At 45.0% G+C, this 17232-nt stretch carries 12 protein-coding genes; 10 read left to right on the forward strand and 2 right to left on the reverse strand.

Annotated elements, in window-relative coordinates; genetic code table 11:
* Positions 1-3: 3 nt before the first annotated feature.
* The 7 genes from ABWW58_RS00335 (at position 4) to lepB (ABWW58_RS00365) (ending at position 7159) form a co-directional block, all read left to right on the forward strand.
* Positions 4-1476 (forward strand): ATP-binding cassette domain-containing protein, encoded by a 1473-nt coding sequence (locus ABWW58_RS00335; protein WP_353867318.1) that lies wholly within the window; start codon positions 4-6, stop codon positions 1474-1476.
* A gap of 33 nt (positions 1477-1509) precedes the next feature.
* Positions 1510-2025: a methylated-DNA--[protein]-cysteine S-methyltransferase gene (locus ABWW58_RS00340; protein WP_353867319.1), complete on the forward strand. Its 516-nt coding sequence runs from the start codon at positions 1510-1512 to the stop codon at positions 2023-2025.
* 85 nt (positions 2026-2110) lie between these two features.
* Positions 2111-3010 (forward strand): amidase domain-containing protein, encoded by a 900-nt coding sequence (locus tag ABWW58_RS00345; RefSeq protein WP_353867320.1) that lies wholly within the window; start codon positions 2111-2113, stop codon positions 3008-3010.
* Between the two features lie 155 nt (positions 3011-3165).
* Positions 3166-3639 (forward strand): tRNA (cytidine(34)-2'-O)-methyltransferase, encoded by a 474-nt coding sequence (locus ABWW58_RS00350; RefSeq protein ID WP_353867321.1) that lies wholly within the window; start codon positions 3166-3168, stop codon positions 3637-3639.
* Between the two features lie 226 nt (positions 3640-3865).
* Positions 3866-5761, forward strand: a complete 1896-nt coding sequence (gene prkA, locus ABWW58_RS00355) for an ATP-dependent protease PrkA (protein WP_353867322.1) — start codon at positions 3866-3868, stop codon at positions 5759-5761.
* Positions 5762-5827: 66 nt separating this feature from the next.
* Positions 5828-6397 carry a signal peptidase I gene (gene lepB / locus ABWW58_RS00360; protein WP_353867323.1) on the forward strand — a complete coding sequence of 190 codons (570 nt, stop codon included), beginning with the start codon at positions 5828-5830 and terminating at the stop codon, positions 6395-6397.
* A gap of 198 nt (positions 6398-6595) precedes the next feature.
* Positions 6596-7159: a signal peptidase I gene (gene lepB, locus ABWW58_RS00365; RefSeq protein WP_093673015.1), complete on the forward strand. Its 564-nt coding sequence runs from the start codon at positions 6596-6598 to the stop codon at positions 7157-7159.
* 129 nt (positions 7160-7288) lie between these two features.
* On the opposite strand, the gene yhbH is transcribed toward lepB (ABWW58_RS00365), so the two are convergent.
* Positions 7289-8446, reverse strand: a complete 1158-nt coding sequence (gene yhbH / locus ABWW58_RS00370) for a sporulation protein YhbH (protein ID WP_353867324.1) — start codon at positions 8444-8446, stop codon at positions 7289-7291.
* 1163 nt (positions 8447-9609) lie between these two features.
* Between yhbH and ABWW58_RS00375 the strand changes: the two genes are divergently transcribed.
* The 3 genes from ABWW58_RS00375 to ABWW58_RS00385 all read left to right on the forward strand — a co-directional run bounded on the left by ABWW58_RS00375 (position 9610) and on the right by ABWW58_RS00385 (position 13962).
* On the forward strand, positions 9610-10284 hold the full coding sequence (locus tag ABWW58_RS00375; RefSeq protein ID WP_353867325.1) for an HAD family hydrolase: 675 nt from the start codon (positions 9610-9612) through the stop codon (positions 10282-10284).
* Positions 10285-10413: 129 nt separating this feature from the next.
* A complete protein-coding gene (locus tag ABWW58_RS00380) occupies positions 10414-12156 on the forward strand; it encodes a phospho-sugar mutase (protein ID WP_353867326.1) in 1743 nt (580 codons plus the stop codon).
* 225 nt (positions 12157-12381) lie between these two features.
* Positions 12382-13962, forward strand: a complete 1581-nt coding sequence (locus ABWW58_RS00385) for a peptide chain release factor 3 (protein ID WP_445783407.1) — start codon at positions 12382-12384, stop codon at positions 13960-13962.
* Positions 13963-14861: 899 nt separating this feature from the next.
* Here ABWW58_RS00385 and metE read toward each other — a convergent pair.
* Positions 14862-17168: a 5-methyltetrahydropteroyltriglutamate--homocysteine S-methyltransferase gene (metE, locus tag ABWW58_RS00390; protein WP_353867328.1), complete on the reverse strand. Its 2307-nt coding sequence runs from the start codon at positions 17166-17168 to the stop codon at positions 14862-14864.
* Positions 17169-17232: the final 64 nt, after the last annotated feature.

Raw genomic sequence — 17232 nt, forward strand, 5'->3', positions numbered from 1 at the left:
CGCGTGTTCTCGTTGATCGGGTTAATTACGAGAAAGACCTTTGTTGTCAATTTTCTTATTCACCTTGTGCATAAGCTCGTTTTTCTATCAGTTCCGATTATTGAAATGCAACTCATTGACGCCCTATCTGAAAAAAACGACCATAATCTTATGATTTATGTCCTGTTGTCGATTGCTGCTTTCGTCCTCAGCCAGGCGCTTAACTACGCTGTCGATTTGACTGACGGCTATGCGACAAAAGAAGGCTATGTTTCCATTTTCTCAAAGCTTGATCGTGAATTGAGTGATCTTGATCTTAGAGGAAATAATGTGAAATCAGGAAACCTTCAGCAATTCATGGGTCAGAATTATGAACTCGTGAAACGTTTTATCTTCCAAGTGCCAATTATGGCTATTATCAATGCAGTCTATATTGTCGGCATTATCTTCTGCATGACTTACCTCTCACTTCCGATAACGCTTGTTGTCACTTTTTCCATACCGATTTTTCTACTCTTGTCTCATCAATTCGAAAAGACAATGACTGAAAATACTGAACGGACCATTCATGATATGGAGCAGCTCAAGGATTATGAGGCAGATCAGTTTCGTCTGACAAAAGAAGAACGCTTTTTGCAAATCAAGCAGCTCAAACCGATTTCAAAATTGCTTCAGTCTTATAATATAAATATGAAGAAAAAGGTGCGTACTGAGGCTGTTTTTGATAATCTGTTATCATTCGGTATGCTTAACGCGATCATTTTAATCAGTACATTAATGAGTGCTTACTTTGTCTATAAGGGACAAATGACGATTGGCGGATTATTTGCCATTACACTCTATACGTCACGTTTTTGGGATCCTGCGGAGTTCTTCGCGACCATTCGCAAGGATTATTTAGCGACTAAGCCGGTCCTGCGAAGCTTCACGCGTTTTCTCAATCTCCCCATTGTGAGCTATTCAGGAACGTCGATTCAATCCCTTCAATTAAATGGTTTTTGGGGATTAAACGCAGATGGGGAACAACTGCATCAAGCGATTGATTGGACGTTTTTGCCCGGTTGTCTTCATGTCATCCAAGGAGCGAACGGAAGTGGGAAAACAACTTTGGTTGAGTCAATTCTTGGATTCAGTGATCGCTATAAAGGGGAGGTTCAAATCAACGGAGCGAATTTCAAAGTACGCTCTTCAGACTTTGTCTATGTTCCTGCGGAGCCCATTATCAGTAGCTATGGCAATCTTTCGGTCACCAACGGATCTTACGGTCAGAAGAAGATCGCGCAAATGAAGCACGATCTAAGCACGGATAAAAGTGTCTATTTCTTTGACGAACCGACCAACTTTCTGGATATGAGTAATAAAGCAATTATTCTTCACTTGATCAATGAATTGGTCGCGAAGAGAAAAATTGTTATTGTGATTTCTCATGATCCGCTTTTTCTCAAGCAGCCGCAGCAATCGGTTCTCAAGATTATACCAATCAATCAGGCGGAGTGACTTAATCGATAAATGACGGAGGAGAACAAACCCATGGATCAAAATAATTATCTTGCTGTTCATGAACTAGAAACCTCGATCGGAATGCTGACGCTTGCTGTCTATGAGCAGCAATTATGTCATCTCGATTTTGGATCTCTCGAGGAGAATCGGCCAAAATTGATGCTTTGGGCTGAAAAACACGGACTCCCTTCAGTTCTTAAGGAGGATGAAACACACTGTGCGGAAGCAGCGCGGCAGCTGCGTGACTATTTTCACGGTGACAGGAAGACATTCACCGTGAAACTGCTCATGAAAGGAACAGAATTTCAGCGCAAAGTATGGACCGCGCTCGCCGCTATTCCTTACGGGGAGACGCGGTCTTACAAGGATATTGCGCGCGAGGTGAAAAATCCGAAAGGGGTGCGGGCGATCGGGATGGCGAATAATCGCAATCCGATTCCAATTATTGTTCCTTGTCACCGGGTTATCGGGGCAGACGGTTCACTGGTCGGTTATGGAGGAGGACTTAAGACCAAACAGTTTCTTTTAAATTTCGAACGGCGATGATTCTCCATGAGCAAAGACCGCCGGGTATGAATTCCTGTCTCTTCGCATAGAGTGTAACGAAATCATGCTGAAGCGGGGAATTTAGGTGGACTGGAAAAATGTGTTTCAAAAACAGTTAACAATGCTTGGTGACTTCTGGGTAGGGAGGGCCGACATTCACAACACGGTTTTGGGAGCGGAGGAACAAAATCGTCTCTTGAATAAGACTAAGGCATTGCTCAAACAGCAGGCGGAGATCAAACAGGCCATTGTTCATGCACAGAATGTTAGAACGAGCGAGAAGCGTGAAGATTTGGTTGTTGATTATTGTCTGCATACTCAGTGGCTGATTAAAAAACAAGATGACTTTTTTCTTGAAGAGCGCCAGGAGGATCGCCAAACGGTTATCCGTGATAATCGACTTGTTTCGGATACGCTTGTTCCGTTCGCTCCGATCGAGGAACAAGCCTCAGTGCGTGAGGAAACTGCCGATCAAAAACCAGAGGAAGTAAGATCACGCACCTATGATCGTTTGCAGGCGGTACGTTACGCCGATTTATGGTGGAATCGCAGAAACCCCAACTATCCAATGGTGAGCGACGATTGTACAAACTTTATTTCACAATGTCTTCATGCGGGCGGAATCCCGATGTGGGGCGAGCCGATCCGCGGCAGAGGATGGTGGCAGCATAAGACAAATTGGAGCTTTAGTTGGACTGTGGCCAACAGCTTGCGTTGGTATTTGAGCAGGCAGGGGAGCGTAATGCGCGCCGTTGAAAAAAGCAGTGCGAATGAGCTGGTCCCCGGGGACGTGATTTGTTATGATTTCGACGGGGATGGGCATTGGAATCATAATACGATTGTTACGGCGATGGACGGGTCCGGCGCACCGCTTGTAAACGCACACACCTATGACGCTCGTCACAGGCCATGGGCCTATACCGACTCCCCTGCGTGGACAAAACAGATTCAGTATAAATTTTTTCATATAAAAGATCAGACATAATTTCATTGCCTAAGGTGTGCTATAATAAATGCGGATTTAAAACTAATGACTGAAATGGTCGGCTTTTTCCGACCATTTTTTGTTGATCGGGAATAGTTCATCGGACGAGCATTGTGCGATGGACACACTGATCTACATAGGAGTGTTTGATTGAAATGAGTAATCATGTTATACTTTATCAACCGTTAATCCCGCCGAACACAGGTAATATTGCGAGAACCTGTGCGGGCACGCATAGTTCGCTTCACTTGATTCGCCCGCTTGGATTCTCAACGGATGATAAACATTTGAAGCGTGCCGGACTGGATTATTGGGAATCAGTGGACCTGCATTATTATGATTCTCTCGACGATTTTTTCTCCAAGCATCCTCAAGGTGAATACTATCTGGTCGAAACCGATGGCAGCAGGCCATACGACGCTTTTGACTATACTGATCCGAGCAAGGACTATTTTTTCTTTTTCGGACGCGAAACCACCGGTCTTCCGAAAGATTTCGTCGCCAAGTATCAGGACCGATGTGTTCGGTTGCCGATGACCGGAGCGATTCGATCGCTTAACTTATCAAATTCGGCTGCTATCATTATCTATGAAGCCCTTCGCCAACAACGTTTTCCAGGATTGTCTTGATTAACGCGCTCTGAAAGAAACGCTGTATTTAGTGTTGCAGTTCGGAATTTGATAAGTTTTTTTTACAGTTAGTGGGCGTATTCCTCCTATTGGCAGGCTATTCTTGTTTCTTAAATCAAGTTGCTTCTGTAATCTGCCGGCAGTTTCCATGAAAGATTAGCAATCACCCGCATACACTTAAGTACATGGGTGGAAGCAGTGACGAATCTTTCCTAGGGGGGATACAATGAACTTTCTTGATAAACTGAAACAATTTCGCGACTATGAGGAACAGCTAAAGTGGGAAGGCACGTTTGCAGATTACCTGGAACTAGTAAAGAAGAATCCGTTGATTGCGCAATCCGCACATTCCAGAGTCTATCAGATGATTATCTCTGCCGGAGTTTCCGAGCAAGACGGACACAAGCATTATCACTTCTTTGACGGACAGATTTTCGGACTCGATGAACCCATTGAACGACTTGTCGAGGAATACTTTCATCCTGCGGCGAGACGCTTGGATGTCAAAAAACGAATTCTGCTCCTTATGGGGCCGGTCAGCGGAGGAAAGTCAACGATTGTAACCATGCTTAAGCGTGGACTTGAAAAATATTCGTGGACAGATGACGGTGCCATCTATGCGATAAAGGACTGCCCAATGCATGAAGATCCGCTTCATTTAATTCCGCCGCATCTGCGCGAGGACTTTTTTCAAGAGACGGGCATTCGCATTGAAGGAAATCTCTCGCCATTGAATGCCATGCGTCTGGAAAAGGAATATGGCGGTGAGATTGAAAATGTGCCGATTGAACGAATTTTTCTTTCGGAAGATAAGCGGGTCGGCATTGGCACCTTCAGCCCGTCTGATCCGAAATCTCAAGATATCGCTGATTTAACAGGCAGCATCGATTTCTCAACGATTGCCGAGTATGGATCAGAATCTGATCCGCGCGCGTATCGATTCGATGGTGAATTGAATAAGGCGAATCGCGGTCTCATGGAATTTCAGGAAATGTTGAAGTGTGATGAGAAATTTCTATGGCATCTGCTTTCGCTGACGCAGGAAGGAAATTTTAAAGCGGGTCGATTTGCCTTGATTTCCGCGGATGAGTTGATTGTCGCACACACGAACGAGACAGAATATCGAACCTTTATCAGCAACAAAAAGAATGAAGCCCTTCACTCACGTATGATTGTTATGCCGGTTCCCTACAATCTAAGGGTAAGCGACGAAGAGAAGATCTATGAAAAATTGATTTCCGAAAGTGATGTAGCGAATGTCCATATCGCGCCGCACGCCCTGCGGACTGCTGCGGTGTTCTCCATTTTGACGCGTCTGAAGGAGTCAAAGAGTCGCGGCATTGACTTGATTAAGAAAATGCGCCTATATGACGGTGAAATTGTCGAGGGCTACAATGCGGCCGATATCAAAGAACTGCAGCATGAATTCTCTGATGAGGGTATGAGCGGAATTGATCCGCGCTATGTCATAAACAGAATCTCTTCAGCAATCATAAGAAAGGGCGTTCCGTCGATCAACGCGCTGGATATTCTGCGCTCCATTAAGGAAGGCTTGGAACAGCACCCCTCGATAACTGACGAGGACAAGGCACATTATAGCGAATATATTGCGCTTGCCCGCCGTGAATATGATGAATTGGCGAAGGGCGAAGTTCAGAAAGCTTTTGTTTATTCATTCGAGGAATCAGCGAAAACGCTGATGGACAATTATTTGGATAACGTCGAAGCCTACTGCAACAGCAATAAAATTTTCGATCCGATTACCGGTGATGAAATTGACCCGGATGAAAAGCTCATGCGCTCGATTGAAGAACAGATTGGAATTTCGGAAAATGCGAAAAAATCCTTCAGAGAAGAAATTCTGATTCGTATTTCGGCCTATGCACGTAAAGGCAAGCGTTTTAACTATAAATCTCATGAACGCCTGAAAGAAGCCATTCAGAAAAAATTGTTTGCTGATCTTAAGGACGTTGTAAAAATTACGACCTCCAGTAAGACACCTGACGAGACTCAATTGAAGCGAGTTAATGAAGTTATTGCGAGACTTGTGGATGAATACGGCTATAATACGACTTCGGCGAACGAATTACTAAGATATGTAGGAAGTTTGCTTAATCGCTGAGACTGCGGATCGAGGTAACCGGGAATCAGGATGGGCGGCTAATAAAGAAAGGACACTCGCGAGTCAATGAGCAAAGCAAAGAGAGAACTGTGGAGTTGGATTCGAGCGGTCGCAATCGCGATTTTGATCGCCTTGCTTGTCCGCCATTTTATTTTCAGTAATTATATTGTTCGCGGCGAATCAATGATGCCGACGCTTCAAGACGGAAATCGGCTGATCGTCAACAAAATCGGTTATTCTGTCGGTACGCCCCATCGATTTGACGTCATTGTTTTTCACGCGACAAAGACAGATGATTACGTGAAACGAATCATTGGGTTGCCTGGGGATACGATTTCCTATAAGAGCGATCAACTTTATGTCAATGGAAAAGCGGTGGATGAACCCTATCTCCAGAAGTATAAAGACGCCTTACCTGAAGGGCAGCAGCTAACTGAAAACTTTAGCTTAAAGTCAAAGACAGGTGAGATTCGCGTGCCGAAGGGCGAACTCTGGGTAATGGGTGACAATCGAGAGAACAGTGAAGATAGCCGTTATTTCGGCTTTATCAATGAAAAATCCGTAGTCGGAAAGGTTTCTGTCCGCTATTGGCCGTTCAATGAATGGTCGGTCATGCAAACGGGCGTTATCCATTGACTCGCGGCATGCAATCTATGAGCGCCGAGCCGTTTATCGGCGCTTTTTTACTGGACGGACGTAGGACAAGAAGCTGCGTTTCTTGTGAACACTGATTGATTCGTGTACATTATAAGAAGGGCTTGCCTATGATCGGATCAATGGGTGTATGGATTAAGCTATTCTAGTGAATGATGATAGTCGGGAGTCGTTGCAGCTATGCGTCAAACAAAAAAGAGAAATGAAACATTTGCCTGGTTTCGAGCGATCGCACTCTCCGTGCTGATCGTTATCGTTGTCCGGACATTTATACTGGGTAATTACATTGTTGATGGGCCGTCTATGGAGTCAACCTTATACAACGGAGACCGGCTGATCGTGAATAAGATCAATTACAAGTTGTCGCAGCCAAAACGGTTTGATGTAGTGATTTTCCATGCGACCAAGACGGATGATTACGTGAAACGCGTGATTGGACTTCCTGGTGATACGATCCAGTATAGAAATGACCAACTCTATGTGAATGGAAAACCGGTCAATGAACCATTTTTGAAGCAGAAAAAAAACAGCATGCTGGCGGGGCAGCTTACTTGGGATTTTTCGTTGAAGGAATTGACCGGCAAGGAAAAGGTTCCGAAGGGAATGCTGTGGGTGATGGGCGATAACCGCCAGAACAGCACGGATAGTCGCGTGTTCCACTTTGTCAGTGAAAAGAAGGTTGTCGGTAAGGTCGATCTGCGTTACTGGCCGATAAACCATTTTGGAATGATCCACCGCAATTAAAAAACGTCGTTCTGACGTTTTTTTTCTGCATTGAAACGCAGGTTTTAGTTAACGATGGAACAGTTTTACCAACTATTGACGCATAAGAAGAGCCGGACTTTTGCCCGGCTTTTTAGAACTTGTTCTTAATTAAATGACTTCAGTTTCAGGATCTTTATGGAAGAAGTATTTCATTGCGTGATAGACATCGCTTTTTTGCTTTAAAATAAATGAATGAAATGCGTCATTATTAATGCTTCTGTAGGCGCTCATTAATGTGCTTGATCGATGATAAGGATTGATTTCTCCGTATCCGAAAAAGTCGGTGATATCCATGATCTCTTTCACGAGCCGTGTACATTTCGGATTGTCTGAGGACAAGTTGTCACCATCGGAAAAATGAAAAGGGTAGATATTATATTTTGATGGTGGATAAGAAGCGTCGATCAGTTCCAGTGCCTTGATATAAGCTGAGGAACAAATCGTTCCGCCGCTTTCACCTTTTGAAAAGAAATCTTCCTCGCTGACAACGGTCGCTTCGGTATGGTGCGCGATAAATTCGATCGAAACCTTCTCGTATTTGGTACGTAGAAAGCGGCTCATCCAGAAGAAAAAACTGCGGGCAATGTATTTTTCCCAAACACCCATTGATCCGCTTGTATCCATCAGAGCGAGGACTACAGCACGACTTTCCGGTTTGACAATGGTCTCCCATGTTTTGAAGCGCAGATCTTCTTCGCGAATGGGGTGAATTTGCGTTTTTCCATCACGCGCGTTTCGCTTGATGGCTGATAGAATGGTGCGCCTTTTATCAATATTGCCCATCAGCCCTTTGCGGCGAATATCTCGGTAATCGAAACTGTCTACGGTGATGTCCGGTTCCTGTTTTCTTTTGAGGTGGGGAAGCTCTAATTCTTTGAAAAAAAGATTTTCAATTTCCATGATGGAAACATTTGCTTCGTAGTAGTCGATTCCTGGACGATCACCCGCGCCAGGTCCTTTACCGGGTCCCTGTGCTTGCTGCTTCCCAGGTGCTTTGCCGATTACATCGCCTACTTTGCTTTTGCCGTCACCTTGACCGACATGTTTGGTCTTATCATAGTTATAACGCAGTTTGTACTCATCCAAAGATCGGATCGGAATCCGTGTCATTTTTTTACCGTCTGAGAGAATGATATTCTCACTGCTGATCAAATCAGGAAGGTTGTTCTTTATTGCCTCCTTGACTTTGCTCGCGTGTCGGCGTTGATCCTGCTCGCCTTTGTGATGAAGATCCCATTCTTCTTCCGATATCAAGAAGTTACTCATTTTGAATCCCTCCTTTAATTTGCAAGATGAACTGCGGGACTGCTGTGAAGGTTGATTAATTTAGTTTATGCGAAAGCGGCTGAACCTTGACCTCTTTTATATGAAGATTGAAAAATGGACGTTGATCACTCGAGTAGGAGCCTTCGACAGAGGCTTGGGGGAAGCCAATTTTTCTAACACTGGTAGGAAAGTATAAGATCTTGAGCATACTGACCCCAAAAATATATCCAGACACGAAAGTGTGAGACTAGCGAGCCTGGGGAGATCCCGCAGGTATCGGTTTACTTGAGGAGGCTCCCGGATCGCTCGCGGCAAGCGAGCAGCTGAAGTGTCGTTCAAGTCACAAGGTGATGGATCAAAGCTTTATACAGAATGACAGCCAAGGACCGGGCTTGCCGGTAGGACGATAAGGTCATAAGATTCGGTTGGGCGATCAGGTAAGCGCCCAATCTGAGAAATAACCGGAAAAATTCCGCTTATTTCGAAAATAAATGAGAAAATAGCTTAAATAGACGGAGAAATTCCGCTTATCGAATCGAAAAACGTGAAAATGAAGGGTTTTGCTGTGCATAACCGGAAAAATTACCCTTATGTACCTGTGAAACAGGCGCCAAGATGCATATAACCGGAAAATTTCCGCTTATTTTACTCGGTACTTAATTAAGGATCCAAATGATTTATGAAATAGAAATGTCTGTTCTAGACAAGGTTGATGATTCAAAACGGTATTTAGAGCAAAGAAGCTTTCGTATGTAAGGGAACTTTCGCTAACAATAGAAGAACTTTCGCTAAGCACGCATACGTCCTGTATGCAACGCGAAAGCCACCACATCCTGCGGCTCACCGGACACTAGGGGCGTCCATGGCCGTCGCGGCGGCGGCTTCGTCTTCGTCAGAAGCTTGACGAAGCCAAGTTTTCTAACACTGATAAGAAAGTATAAAAACATTAAAGATTCAAGGAAACGAGTGTAAGCGGTCCGAAAAAACGCCGCGTCCTGCGGCTCACCGGACACTAGGCCGTCCATGGCCGTCGCGACGGCGGCTTCGTCTTCGCCAGAAGCTTGACGAAGCCAAGTTTTCTAATAAATATTTGTGACAATTATAGAAATAAGACCCGTGCATGTTAAAATGGAAAACGAGACCACTGAGAAGGGTTGTATTTGATGATTAAAGCAATTGTATTTGATTTTGACGGTGTGATTTTAGATAGTGAACGTATCATGTATTTAGTCATGCAGAAAATGTTTCATCAATATCAAGTGGAGCTGCCGCTCAGTATCTGGAGCCAGGCGATTGGAACGCAGCATGGATTTGATTCACTTGCTTATCTTGAAGAGCATGCGAATGTGAAAATAGACAGGGAAGCCTTTCAAGAAGAACGCTACGCGCTTTTTAATAAGCTCGTGGATGAGGAGGATGTATTGCCCGGCGTAAAGTCTGTGCTGAATCAAGCGAAAAGCCTTGGCTTGAAAGTTGGACTTGCAACGAGTTCAAAGGGCGAATGGCCGCGCAAACACTTGGGGCGTTTCGGACTCACAGACTATTTTATGAGCATCAAGTCTTGGGACGATGTCCAAAAGGTTAAGCCGGATCCGGCGCTCTACGTTAAATCTTTGGAAAGCCTCGGGGTGAATCCGAAAGAAGCGATTGCGATTGAAGATTCCTTTAACGGTTCACTCGCCGCAAAACGCGCGGGCATGTATTGTATTGTCGTGCCAAATGCGGTCACCAAACAAATGCCGTTCGGTCATGTCGACGGCTGCTTCAAATCACTCCAAGATGTATCTCTGGAAAAAATCATCCGATATTTTTCGCCTGAATTAAGAAACAAAGCATAAGCTTTTAGAGAGGGAATGTTCATCTTTCCCTTTCAAAGAATGACAGCGCTTTTCAAATTTTTGTTATATAATAGAAATGGCAATATTCGTGTATTGATTGAGAAACTTTTACTATTATGGGGTGAACTTATGGGTTGGGAAACGGTATACGAGAAATGGACCGCCGATGCGAATCTGGATCTGGATTTGAAAAAGCAATTAGATGCGATCGCTCAGGATCCGGCAAAGTTGGAAGACTGCTTTTATACAAACCTGGAGTTTGGTACCGGGGGCATGCGCGGTGAAATCGGTCCAGGCACGAATCGTCTGAATATCTACACGATTCGCAAGGCATCTGAAGGCCTCGCACGGTACATCGTGAATGCCGGCGAAGATGCTGTGAAAAGAGGCGTTGTGATCGCGCATGATCCGCGCCATTTCTCCGCGGAGTTTACGTTGGAGGCAGCTAAGACTCTAGGCGCTCATGGAATCAAAACCTATATTTTTGACGCGCTTCGTCCGACGCCTGTTTTGTCTTTTGCCGTACGCTTTTTGAACGCATTTTCCGGCATTGTGATTACCGCGAGCCATAATCCGCCTCAATATAATGGCTATAAAGTATATAACGAGTTCGGCGGACAGCTTCCTCCCGCGGAAGCTGATGAAGTGATTCGTTATGTGGCTTCTGTTGAGGATGAACTGTCGGTGAAGGTCGGTAATGAGGAAGAACTGAAAACAAGCGGACTTCTTGAAGTGGTTGGCGCAAAAGTGGACCAGGCTTATCAGGACAAAGTGAAGACTCTGTCGCTGAATCCAGAAACCATTCAAAAAGTTGGTTCCGACCTGAAGATCGTTTACACACCGCTTCATGGAACGAGCTACCATCCAATTGTAAACGGATTAAAGAATTGGGGCTTTACGAATGTGACGGTCGTGAAGGAACAGGCAGAGCCTGATCCGGAATTCTCAACCGTTAAATCGCCAAATCCCGAAGAACACGCGGCGTTCAAAATAGCGATTGACTATGGCAAGAAACTGGATGCGGATCTTTTGATCGGAACGGATCCGGATTCTGACAGACTTGGTGTAGCGGTGAAGAACGATCAGGGTGAATATGAGGTTCTGACCGGGAATCAGACCGGCGCGGTTCTCCTGAATTACTTGCTTACGCAGAAGAAGGAAAAAGGACTGCTTCCGAATAACGGAGTCGTTGTTAAGACAATTGTTACATCTGAAATTGGACGAACAATTGCTGCGGCATTCGGCATTCCAACCATCGACACGCTGACCGGATTTAAGTTTATCGGTGAGAAAATCCATGAGTATGAACTCAGCGGAAAATACAGTTTCTTGTTTGGCTATGAGGAAAGCTACGGGTACTTGATCGGTTCCTTTGTGCGTGACAAGGACGCTGTACAGGCAGCATTATTTGCCTGCGAAGCCGCTGCTTACTTCAAGTCGCAAGGCAAATCGTTCTATGACGCGCTCCAAGATGTATTCAAGACCTACGGATATTTTGAAGAGGGTCTGGAGTCTCTGACATTGAAGGGAATTAGCGGGAAAGAAGAAATCAATTCGATTATGAATGATTTCCGCACGCAGCCGCCAACTGAAGTTGCCAATGTCCCAGTCGCTTTTATCGAGGACTATAAGAAATCAGAGACTACGGATGTAGCGCAAAAAGCAGTCTCAACAATTGATCTGCCGGTGTCCAATGTTCTTAAATATAAGTTGAGCGATGGCTCGTGGTTCTGCCTTCGTCCATCCGGTACCGAGCCGAAGATTAAATTTTACTTTGGTATTAAGGGCAGTGACGCCGCAGACCGTGACAAGAAATTTAATGCGCTTAAAACAGCGGTTATGGACCGCGTTCACGGATTGGTCAGCAAATAAATCATTTGTTTAACTGAATATCAGTGATCAATTTGATCGGGCATTTATGATTCAAATGGAATATGTATATAATTAAGATAGAATGATTGAAAAAGCATTCGCAGCAAGTTGGCTGGAAGCAAAGCGGGAGCATGTGTCGTTTTCGTCTAGCAGCGCGAGTGCCTTTTTCTTGAATAGGGTAATCATAATTGCCAAAAGGCGATTTGATTTTTTAAGTAGGAGGAAATCATGAATCAGTTACAGCAGGAATTAAAAAGGCGTCGCACATTTGCCATTATTTCGCACCCGGATGCCGGTAAAACGACGCTGACTGAGAAGCTGCTGGTGCTTGGCGGTGCCATTCGAACAGCCGGCGCCGTCAAATCACGAAAAGCCGAAAAATTTGCGACTTCAGACTGGATGGAACTAGAAAAGAAGAGGGGAATCTCGGTCACATCCAGTGTTATGCAATTTGAATACGACAGCTACAAGATTAATATTCTGGATACGCCCGGACACCAGGACTTTAGTGAAGACACCTACCGAACATTGATGGCCGTCGATAGTGTAGTCATGATTATTGATGCGGCAAAAGGTGTTGAACCGCAAACCATTAAGTTATTCAAGGTCTGCCGCGAACGCAAGATACCGATTTTCACCTTCATCAATAAACTTGACCGGCAAGGTAAGGAGCCGCTCGAGCTCTTTGAAGAAATTGAGAATGTACTTGGTATTGAATCCTACCCAATCAACTATCCAATCGGCATGGGTCAGTCCTTTCGCGGTGTCTATGACCGCCAGGAACATAAGATTGAATGGTATAACGAAAAAAGAGAGCGCCAGGTACAAGCGCTAAGTGAAGTTGATGAATTGTCGGAAATATTGAAGGATACAGTAGATGATTATACACTCAGCCAACTGGAAGAAAATCTGATGCTTCTGGATGAGGCAGGCAGTACCTTCGATCTTGAGGCTGTTAAAGCCGGCAAACAGACGCCGGTATTCTTCGGTAGCGCGATCTCAAATTTTGGAGTACCGACTTTTCTTGAGCACTATCTGAAGCTTGCCCCGCAGCCGCAACCGCTTCAGTCTAGTGAAGGTGTCATTCAGCCGGATGATCCGAATTTTTCAGGATTTATCTTTAAGATTCAAGCAAACATGAATCCGGCCCACCGCGACCGGATCGCATTTCTGCGCATTTGCTCCGGAAAATTTGAGAAGGGCATGAGCGTCTATCTTGATCGCACCGGGAAACAGTTAAAGCTCGCGCAGCCGCAGCAATTCTTTGCGGATAGCCGAGAACTGATTGACGACGCATATCCCGGAGATATTGTCGGTCTCTATGATACAGGCTTTTATCAGATCGGGGATACGGTGTGCAGGTCGAAGGATACCTTTAACTTCGGCGCATTGCCGCAATTTTCTCCGGAACATTTTGCGAAGGTTCGCGCTAAAAACGCGATGAAGCAAAAGCACTTCTTGAAAGGCGTGAGTCAGCTTGCTCAAGAAGGCGCGATCCAGGTTTACAAGACGCAGTACGAAGAAACGATTCTCGGTGTTGTCGGAACGCTGCAGTTTGACGTGTTCGTTTACCGCATGCAAGCCGAGTATGGCGTTGATCTCGACATTGAGCGCATGCCGCATCAGGTTGCTAAGTGGATCGCGAATCGCGAGGAAGCTGAAGCACTCAGACGCAATTCCAATAATTTGGTTGTGTCTGATTATAAAGACCGTCCGGTCATTATTTTTGAAAACGACTTTTCCTTGCGCTGGTTTCAGCAGAAGCATCCGAAAGTCGAGCTTCGCGATTCAAGCCATAATATGTAAGAGCAGCAAAAGAGCCCTTAGGCTCTTTTTTTGCATGAAAAAAAATAACAGAGAACGTAAGCGACCCGGCAAAAAAAAGAACCCTTGACATTGCACATTGCCCACTTCCTGCGAGTAACGTCGAACTTACTCCATCCTGCGGAAGCACATCAGGTGCCAAGCCGAATACTTCGAATACTAGGCTGGTCATTGCAACGGATCCTTGCCTTTACCAGAGGCTCGGAGAATTTAAGTTTTCGTTATAAGAAAAAAAAGGATAACAATTTTAATGGTTCAGAAAAAAGAATCCACATTTCCATTCACGAACAGTAGACGGAAGATACTCGACTGAAAAATTAGAGCTTAGACCAAACCATAAAAAGTGAGACTGAACAGAGGAAAAGTTAGACCGAACCCCTAGAAAGTTCAACCAAGAGGGTTCAACCTAACGAGTGGAAAGTTCAACCAAGAGGGTTCAACCTAACGAGTGGAAAGTTCAACCGAAGAGAGGAAAAGTTCAACCGAAGAGAGGAAAAGTTCAACCGAAGACCAGAAGTTCAACCTAACGAACGAAAAGTTGAACCTAAACCTTGAAAAGTTCAACCCAACGAACGAAAAGTTGAACCGAATTCCTAGAAAGTTCAACACCATAACGAATGAACGCTGATATTTTTGCCTGAACGCTGATACTTTGCTCTGAACGCTGATATTTTTGCCTGAGCGCTGACACTTTGCTCTGAACGGGGATATTTTTCTTTGAACTCCGATAATTTCGCCTGGACAATGCAAAATTGTCCGTCTCTTTTTATCAGGTATTGTTTTGTTGCGCAGTTCGTATTTACTGTGCGCTACAGTTTAAAAAGCATACCAAAAAAAGAACCGCGACAATGATCGCGGCTCTGCTTCTTATTTAATAGTACTTATTTTCCAACGTGGTTACTAAGTTCTTCACGCACTTCGTAAGCGGCTTCGACCATGTTCTTGAGTGCTGGAATGGTCTCTTCCGGGCGTCGTGTCTTAAGACCGCAGTCCGGATTGATCCAGACAACCTTTGGATCAAGAACTTTCAACGCGCGTTCGGCATAAGATTTCATTTCTTCGACACTTGGGATGCGTGGACTGTGGATGTCATACACGCCAAGTCCGATGCCTTTTTTATAGTCAAAATCCTCAAATGTGGCGATGATTTCACCATGGCTGCGGGCGGCCTCGATCGAAATGACATCGGTATCCAGTGCATCAATAGTATCGATGATTTCATCGAACTCAGAATAACACATATGGGTATGAATTTGTGTGTCGTTGTTGACGAATGTGGTCGCGAGACGGAACGAATAAACAGAATCATGGAGGTAGCCGGCTTTCTTTGCTTCCTTCAATGGCAAACCTTCACGAAGCGCAGGCTCGTCGACTTGGATCATGCGAATATCCGCCTCTTCAAGTGCGTGCACTTCTTTTTTCAATGCGAGCGCAATTTGATTGAAGACTTCCGCTTGGCTTATGTCATCGCGAACAAACGACCAGTTGTAGATTGTAACCGGTCCGGTGAGCATACCTTTTACCGGCTTTTTCGTCAGCGATTGTGCATAGGCGCTTTCTTTGACAGTCATCGGTGCGATCCATGATACATCACCGAAGATCAGTGGTGGCTTCACGCAACGCGAGCCGTAAGACTGAACCCAGCCAAAACGGGTAAAGGCGAAGCCTGCGAGCTTTTCACCAAAATATTCAACCATGTCGTTTCGTTCAAATTCGCCATGCACGAGTACATCGATGCCGAGATCTTCCTGAATTTGAATCCATTTTGCTGTCTCGTCGTTAATGAACTGTTCGTATTTAGCGTCGGACCATTCGCCCTTTCTCCAATTACGTCGTGCTTGGCGAACTTCCTTTGTCTGCGGAAAGCTTCCAATCGTTGTCGTCGGCAGTGGCGGCAGATTGAACGCGTCGGCCTGAATTTGCTGGCGCAGCTTGTATGAGCCCGGACGTGTCGGCAGTTCATCGCCTAATTGGTCGATTTCTTTTTGAACCGCTTGGTTATTGCGGTGCGCCGATTGCTGTAGCGCTTGAAGGTCTGCGCTGCTCTTCTGAACAGCGTCAGCGATTGCGGCTTCGCCTTCGCTTAGTCCCTTAGCAAGCGTAACGACTTCGTTCAGTTTCTCATCTGCGAAGGAAAGTGCGTTCAGTAAGACCGAATCCAGATCGTTTTCATTGGATACCGTTACCGGCACATGCAGCAGACTTGATGACGGAGTGACCCAAAGTTTTCCGTGATCCTTAACCGCTGAAAGCAAGGTTTGAAGTTCGGCAAGTGTTGCAGCTAAATCAGTCTTCCAGATATTGCGGCCGTCAACAACTCCAGCGGCAAGTACTTTGTCTTCCGGAAAGCCGTATGCTTTAATCGCGGCCAGATTCGCTTCTTTGCCGTAAATAAAATCAAGTCCGATTCCATCTACAGGCAATTGCACAACTTCTTTGTAGTCGTCAATCGCTTCGAAGTAGGTTTGAAGCAGAAGTTTTAATTCAGGAACGCTTTCTTTAATAAATTTGTAAGCGCGGTTGAATGCAGCAAGATCTTCTTCGCTTTGTTCTCTAACAAGAATCGGTTCATCAATCTGTACCCATTCCGCGCCGGCCGCTTGCAGCTCGCCTAGTACTTGGGCGTATAGAGGAAGCAGTGCGTCAAGCAGTGTGGTAAAGTGATCGTCATCATAACCTTTTGAGAGTTTCAATAATGTGATTGGTCCTACAATAACGGGCTTTGTAATAATACCCAGTTCTGTTTTCGCTTCGTTGAACAGATCAAGAAGGCGGTTCCTAGTGAGATAAGGCTTCGTATCATTAGTGATTTCCGGAACGATATAGTGATAGTTTGTGTTAAACCATTTTGTCATTTCCGATGCTTCTGCATCTTTGTTGCCTCGGGCGATCGAAAAATAGGTTTCGAGGGATACTTCTTTTTCGTCTGATTTAAATCGATCAGGGATTAAACCAAAAAGAACGGCGGTATCAAGAACATGGTCATAGAGACTGAAGTCGCCAACTGGAATCAGGTCGACACCAATGTCCTTTTGTTTTTTTAGATAACTTAATCGCAATGTTTTTACCGTATCTAGAAAAGTTTCTTTTGAAATTTTTCCTGCCCAAAATTGTTCAAGTGCCTTTTTCCATTCTCTTTTCTCACCAATTCTCGGGTATCCAAGATTCGCGCTTAATACGTTACTCATGATCATCCTCCTGTGTTCTGCAATCCTATTTTTTTGAGGGGACAAACAAAAAGCCTCTCTAGTT

Source organism: Sporolactobacillus caesalpiniae (genome assembly GCF_040513385.1).
Lineage (GTDB): Bacteria > Bacillota > Bacilli > Bacillales > Sporolactobacillaceae > Sporolactobacillus.

Coding starts and splice junctions, on each gene's coding strand:
- ABWW58_RS00340 (WP_353867319.1), top strand. CDS start 1,510: ATGGATCAAAATAATTATCTTGCTGTTCATGAACTAGAAACCTCGATC.
- ABWW58_RS00350 (WP_353867321.1), top strand. CDS start 3,166: ATGAGTAATCATGTTATACTTTATCAACCGTTAATCCCGCCGAACACA.
- prkA (WP_353867322.1), top strand. CDS start 3,866: ATGAACTTTCTTGATAAACTGAAACAATTTCGCGACTATGAGGAACAG.
- lepB (WP_353867323.1), top strand. CDS start 5,828: ATGAGCAAAGCAAAGAGAGAACTGTGGAGTTGGATTCGAGCGGTCGCA.
- lepB (WP_093673015.1), top strand. CDS start 6,596: ATGCGTCAAACAAAAAAGAGAAATGAAACATTTGCCTGGTTTCGAGCG.
- yhbH (WP_353867324.1), bottom strand. CDS start 8,446: ATGAGTAACTTCTTGATATCGGAAGAAGAATGGGATCTTCATCACAAA.
- ABWW58_RS00375 (WP_353867325.1), top strand. CDS start 9,610: ATGATTAAAGCAATTGTATTTGATTTTGACGGTGTGATTTTAGATAGT.
- ABWW58_RS00380 (WP_353867326.1), top strand. CDS start 10,414: ATGGGTTGGGAAACGGTATACGAGAAATGGACCGCCGATGCGAATCTG.
- metE (WP_353867328.1), bottom strand. CDS start 17,168: ATGAGTAACGTATTAAGCGCGAATCTTGGATACCCGAGAATTGGTGAG.